Origin of the sequence: Methanobacterium sp. (assembly GCF_016217785.1) — an archaeon.
Taxonomy (GTDB): Archaea; Methanobacteriota; Methanobacteria; order Methanobacteriales; family Methanobacteriaceae; genus Methanobacterium.
This window is the reverse complement of record NZ_JACRGA010000018.1, coordinates 70,678-76,677: the sequence shown is the minus strand read 5'-3', so window position 1 is coordinate 76,677 and position 6,000 is coordinate 70,678. Positions and strand designations below refer to the sequence as shown.

Genomic DNA, 6,000 nt, shown 5'->3' with positions numbered 1-6,000 from the left:
TAATTATTTTTTTTATTTTTTTAATAATTTTTCACAATTTTTGATTTTTCTTCTTTTATTATATCCAATCTCTCTTCCAAAGACAAATTACGATCCTTCAAATCAAAAACAGCACCCTCAAGAACCCCCCTCTCTTCTTCAAGCTCATTCATCCTCTTTTCTAAGAAACCATAAAGTTCCTTCGATTCTATAAAATCGATTAAAATTTTTATTCTTTCCTTTTCGAGTTTATTAAACAAATCTGCACTTTCTATAACGTCCTTAATCATGTTTTCCAATTTTTTATCCTTAAGATACAAAATTCCTAAACCATTGAAGACATCAACTTTATGAAAAGTAAATTCTAAATCTGATTCCCCTATAAAATCTTCGATGGCAGTTAATACGCCATTTTTCTGATTATTTTCATAAATAGAATTATGATATCCTACATTTAGGCCCCCTTTCTTTTTCAAATTGGATTGATCAGGATAAATGCCTAATTTTTTATAAGGTTGTCTAAAAACTTCAGGAACATTTTCAGGATTGTAATATAAATCTCTTCGGGCATATGGCCATCCTACGTCATGCAAAAATATAATTAGAGATTTATTTTTTTTGAAAGTGTTTTCGATTATTTTCAATTCATTGTAAACTGTGTACCAGTTATGGTCTCCATCAATTAAGATTGCATCGTAATCTTCCAACAGAGGCAATATGCTTAAACTTAGACCTTCATGAAATTCAAATTTATCTCCGTATTTATTTTTGAATTTATAAACATCAAAATGGGGAGATGGATCAATTGCAGTCATGTGAGCATCATGAACTTCACAATACTCTAGAATATTTTTAGTGTTAATTCCTTTTTCTGAGCCTACCTCAATAATATAATCAGCTTTAAGAGCCTTAATAATTGGCTCTATTATAATATCCCAAAATCTATTCATATTTGTTCTCCCTTAATTCAATACCAATCATATAATACTTTTATAAGAATGGTTAATATAATATAAAGAATTTTATTATTCGTTCAAAGTGATTAGATCTATTATCTTATTATTACTAACTAATATAAAACTCATGAGTTTTTTACAAATTTGTGGGCTGTGATCCTATTTTTTCGAGGGATTTCGCCGCATTATTACTAACATGACCATTTTCATCATTTAAGGTCTTAGTTAAAGGTTCTATTGCCCTTTCATCCCCAATATTCCCTAAAGCAATTACTACATCATTACGGACATTTACATCTTTATCATTTAATCTTCTAATAAGAGGTATTACTGCATTATCTTCCCCAATATTCCCTAAAGTTTTTGCAGCAATTGATCTAACTGATTTATTTTTATCATTTAATGTATTAATAAGGTATTTTACAGCAGGTTTTCCAATTTTTTCCAAGGATTTTCCTGCATTACTACTAACATGACCATTTTCATCATTTAAAGCTTTTATTAAGAGTTTTATTGCACTTTCATCATTCATTTCACCCAGAACTATCGCTGCCTTATTACGGATATCTGCATCTCTATAAGTAAGTGCTTTGGACAACCCTTTAAAGTCCTTCTTTTCCTTTAATGTATCCATATACAAGCCCATATTTTCACATCCTTCCTAAGATCAAAATTGATGTTACCCGTTTAGTGCGATGTTTAATATTAGAATATTAAGTCATATACAAAAAAGATCATTAGCAAATTCTTTTAAAAAAATTATTTTCTAAAAATCTCTCGGTTCTTATTTCTAAAATAATATCGGGTTTATACCAGTCTATTAATTCCGGAGTAAAAGACCATTTATCCCAATATAATAATATCTCTTTAAAATATACGGATAATGAATCTCTAATTAAATTTGTTGATGAATCTCTAAAAATTAAAACCCTTAAATCTTTAAAGCCTTCTGGATTATGATAATACTCTGTTTCCCGGGACATGACAAATTTAAAGTTTTTGGGAAGATTTTCTTTTATATCTACCAGAAACTTATTATTAAAAGATATTATATCCTCATTTAGATATTCATCTTTTTCTTCTTCAGAATAGGACCAATTTTTTGGCATTGTAAGATCACAAACATACAATCTATCAACAAGTGATATTTGATCATTGATTAGTTTAGTATAATCTTTTCTTTTAAAACTATTATCTAAGTGATTTAGGTAATAGTAAGCTAATTCTTTACCTCCTTCATAATTTATATGTGAATCATTCTTGAAATAATGAGTATGATCTAATTTAGTGACAAAATCCGGAACTGAATTAGATATATTATCATAATTACGTTTAATCTGCGAAAATTTAAAGGGTAACAAATCTTTGCATACGACACTTTTATCAGGAATAAGAAAAAAATGATATTTAATTTTTTTTCCACGACAAAAATCTGCTTTAAAGTTCAAAATTTTTATAAAAAGACTATCATTGAAATTGTTTTTATATGATAAATCAAAATGTTGCCTAATTTCATTATTAGAGTCATTAATTAAAAATAAAAAACCTTTTCTTCCTTTCAAAGTTTTTCTAAGATTTTTATAATCCGGCAAGGCATTTTTGGTAGTGAATAAGCGGTTTAAAATATAATTCCCCCAGCTAGAATTTCTATTATACTCGATAATCTTCTCAAAGTATTCCAGACATCATCTAAAAACTCCCTCATAACATTGTCGTACGAGTTTATGAGTTGATTATCCCTTCAAATAAAAATAATCTCTCTGATACTAAATATACATTATTATCCGAATCTTTAGGAAAAACTTTGTAATAAGTTCATTGGATTCCGTTATAAACCCCAATTACAGATATGCAAACTAGGGACAAATAAACTTTTTAATAAAAACAGGTTCCCAATCTTGCGCAAGCATACAAAGACTTCCAAAATTCTTGATGTTTTCCCCAACATCAAACCATACAAAACTGCTGACTATCAAATCGGACAGAACATGATACATGTTAAATGCAACGTATTCAGGTTATTATTGTTATGATAAACAATATGTTAAAATTAAGGCACAGGAATGTACCGTTAACCTAAAATTTATTCAACATATTTTTAAGGCATTTCTGTTATAATATCCTCTGCTCTTTTTTCATAATTGTGCTTTTCAACCATGGTTTTATGAATTTCTTCAATTTCAATTTCTTTTTTCCCACCGTTCAAATATCTGCTAATTAAATTATTGAGCTCTACAGGATCTTCATAAGTCACCAGAGCATCTCCAAAAACCATTTCTGCTCCCCTGACTTTATCAGTTATTATAAAAGCCCCACATGCAGATGCATCAAATAGACGGTTTGAAAGGAATCCCTTATCCCGCATATCATCCCAGTGATCACACAGTAAGATTTTACATGATGAATAAGCTTTCCTCAGTTCTTTGTTTGGTATATGTTCGCCTTTGATGTATTTTCTATCAATCAATCCTTCCCAGCCTGCACCGTACACTGCCAAGTCCTCCTCAGTGGGCAGTAAATCCTTGATTATCTGCCGGTAAACTCCTCTGGAGTTTCCCACAAATAACAGGTCATGTTTGTACTTATCATCAGGGTCGGGGTAGAACAATTCAGGGTCGGTACACTGCAGCATGGCTTCCACTTGGACATCAACTTTCCGGGCTATCTCACTGGCCCAAAACTCTGAAGCTATAAATACATGCTGGTACTGGTTGTACTCCTCAACAGTCACCTCATCCGGGTGTGATATGTTCCACATTATGTTGAAGTGTTGTAGTTTAGGTTGGTAACGGCTTAAACCCCTTAATACTAGAACAGTATCACAGCGGGCATCACCATCACCATCCCATTCCGGTAGAACCTGCAGGATCACCTCACAATCTCTCCTCTCCAGCTCCTTCTTCAATCCCAAAGCCAGATAATAGTCACCCCATTCCTCTACTTCATCCCAGTTTGGTGCTGGTATTTTAATGGCCATCTTCCTCTTTAGAATGTAATTTTCCAGATAACTCCTTATCTCGTCAGCCCGCTGATCATATGTATGATGGGACAAGACAAACTCCTCCAGTTCCCGGATCTTAGCTTTCCTCTCCTCTTCATGGAAGAGATAATATCCAAGTAGTTCTTTAAGTTCTTCCTTTGATTTATAAACGGGGAGGATTCCATTAAACGTTTCCTCTGCACCCAGATCTCCGTTGGTAAACACCAGAACACCAGAGGCAATGGCATCAAAAACCCGGCTATTCACTGATCCGTATTCTTTGGTCACCCGGTTGGCATCATCCACCACAATCTTGGTGGATCTATAAACTCTCGGTATATCCTGGTAGTTAACAAAACCTTCATAATAATCCTTTAATTTCTCGAATTCATCCCAGTTTTTACCAAAAAGTTTAAAGGTGTAAGGTAGGCTTTCCGGATCCAGCATGTCCACGATTTCGCGGGGATCTTTCCAGTAACTCCCGGTGAAACAGTAATCGCATTCCCATTTCTCATTTCCCTCAACTGAAGGGTTAAAAGTGTCTGGATCCGTGGCCAGAGGCAGTAGATCAGTTTTCATCCCTGTTTTTTCTTCAATGTAACGACAGGCAGTTTCACTGGTGGCCATCACTATGTCAAAATCCATGAAATCAGGGTGAGATATCCATCTACTCAGCCAGTTACGTGGCCATGCCATTTTAATGAGTAAATTATTCTTTGAACGGATTTTACGAATGTCATATGCATCAAGTAGTGATATTAAAACATCTACATCCCCGTCAATTTCATACCAGTCTTTATGTTTATAGTCAACCCTTGAAAGAAAATCGATTTCCCAACCGAATTTTTTGAAACTCTTTCCCAAGGACATTGCAGTGAAATAATCACCCGCAGAACTGTTTTCACCAGTCTCAGTAACTACAAAGACAACCTTAAAAGGATTCTCAGAAAATAAAAGGTTGCAGTTTAATTTATCCATCAGTAGTTCCCTGCGCAGCCATTTGCCCCATCTTTCCCGGAACAACTTGATATTATTTAAACGCCGCCTTTTAACTTCATTATTTTTATTAGATTCCTGTGTTCCAAACTCATAATGGAATAAAAGTGCTTTTGGAGAGTAAATATTTGTGTAACCCTTTTGAATTAATTTCAAACAAAAATCAACATCTTCATAACCATAAACATAGCCCTCATCCAGACCATCAACCTGGAAGTATTTATCTTTTGCAACCAGGAGTGCTGCTGCAGTGACTGCTGCCCGGGGTTCATCCTGCTCATCTTTAACCTGGAAAATTTCTCCATTACCCCTATTGTAGGGTTTGATGAAACCATCTTCCTCCCTGAAGGCTATTCCAGTATGCTGAACTTTATATGAGTTTCTTCTATTGTAACGAGATCCAGAACAATCCGGATAAACCAGTTTTGCTCCCACAGCACCCACATCATCTGATTGGAGTGCTGATTTCATCATCTGATTGAGCCAGCCATAAGTCGGTTCAACATCATTATTAAGAAGTAGTAAATATTCTCCCTTGGCAATTTCCGCTGCCTGGTTGTTTGATCTTGAAAAAGACACATTCTCGGTATTTTTAATAATTTTAAGGGGTAAATTTTCAGAAAGATTCTCTAAAAAAGACAGTGACTCATCCTGCGAGGCATTATCAACCACTATGATCTCGTAGGCAGGATACTGAATTTTTTCCACCAAATCATCAAATAACCTCTTTAAATATTTCAAACCATTTCTGTTGATTATTATAATTGAAACCAGTGACGCATCATCATTAAAATTTTCCAGATCAATACTTGAAGCGCTTTGATTTATTATTGATTCATATAATTCCTTTTTCTGGCTTTCAGTGAGTTTGTAATCCTGTTTAATAAATTCCACTATCTGTGACTCTTTTAACCTACTAACCCTGGAAACAGTTCTGTGTTTCCAGGAGTTGTAAGAATCACGAACATGATTTCTAAACCTTCTTAATTCCTCAAATCCTTTTAATTGTCTTACTTGGGGTGGAACCTTCACCATGAAAACCTCAATGAATACATCATTTTTTTGTAATATTATATGTTTAATACGATT

At 33.7% G+C, this 6,000-nt stretch carries 4 protein-coding genes; all 4 read right to left on the bottom strand.

Features of this window, described 5'->3' with window-relative positions:
• Window positions 1–20 precede the first annotated feature (20 nt).
• Window positions 21–929 (bottom strand): class I SAM-dependent methyltransferase, encoded by a 909-nt coding sequence (locus tag HY987_RS07855; protein WP_292757309.1) that lies wholly within the window; start codon window positions 927–929, stop codon window positions 21–23.
• A gap of 142 nt (window positions 930–1,071) precedes the next feature.
• Window positions 1,072–1,569: a HEAT repeat domain-containing protein gene (locus HY987_RS07850; RefSeq protein WP_292757307.1), complete on the bottom strand. Its 498-nt coding sequence runs from the start codon at window positions 1,567–1,569 to the stop codon at window positions 1,072–1,074.
• A gap of 103 nt (window positions 1,570–1,672) precedes the next feature.
• Window positions 1,673–2,497 (bottom strand): hypothetical protein, encoded by an 825-nt coding sequence (locus tag HY987_RS07845; protein ID WP_292757305.1) that lies wholly within the window; start codon window positions 2,495–2,497, stop codon window positions 1,673–1,675.
• A 536-nt stretch (window positions 2,498–3,033) separates the two neighbouring features.
• Window positions 3,034–5,946, bottom strand: a complete 2,913-nt coding sequence (locus tag HY987_RS07840) for a glycosyltransferase (RefSeq protein ID WP_292757303.1) — start codon at window positions 5,944–5,946, stop codon at window positions 3,034–3,036.
• Window positions 5,947–6,000 lie beyond the last annotated feature (54 nt).

Bases quoted from the DNA above. Each gene is read 5' to 3' on its own strand.
- HY987_RS07855 (WP_292757309.1), bottom strand. From the start codon at position 929: ATGAATAGATTTTGGGATATTATAATAGAGCCAATTATTAAGGCTCTT.
- HY987_RS07850 (WP_292757307.1), bottom strand. From the start codon at position 1,569: ATGGATACATTAAAGGAAAAGAAGGACTTTAAAGGGTTGTCCAAAGCA.
- HY987_RS07840 (WP_292757303.1), bottom strand. From the start codon at position 5,946: ATGGTGAAGGTTCCACCCCAAGTAAGACAATTAAAAGGATTTGAGGAA.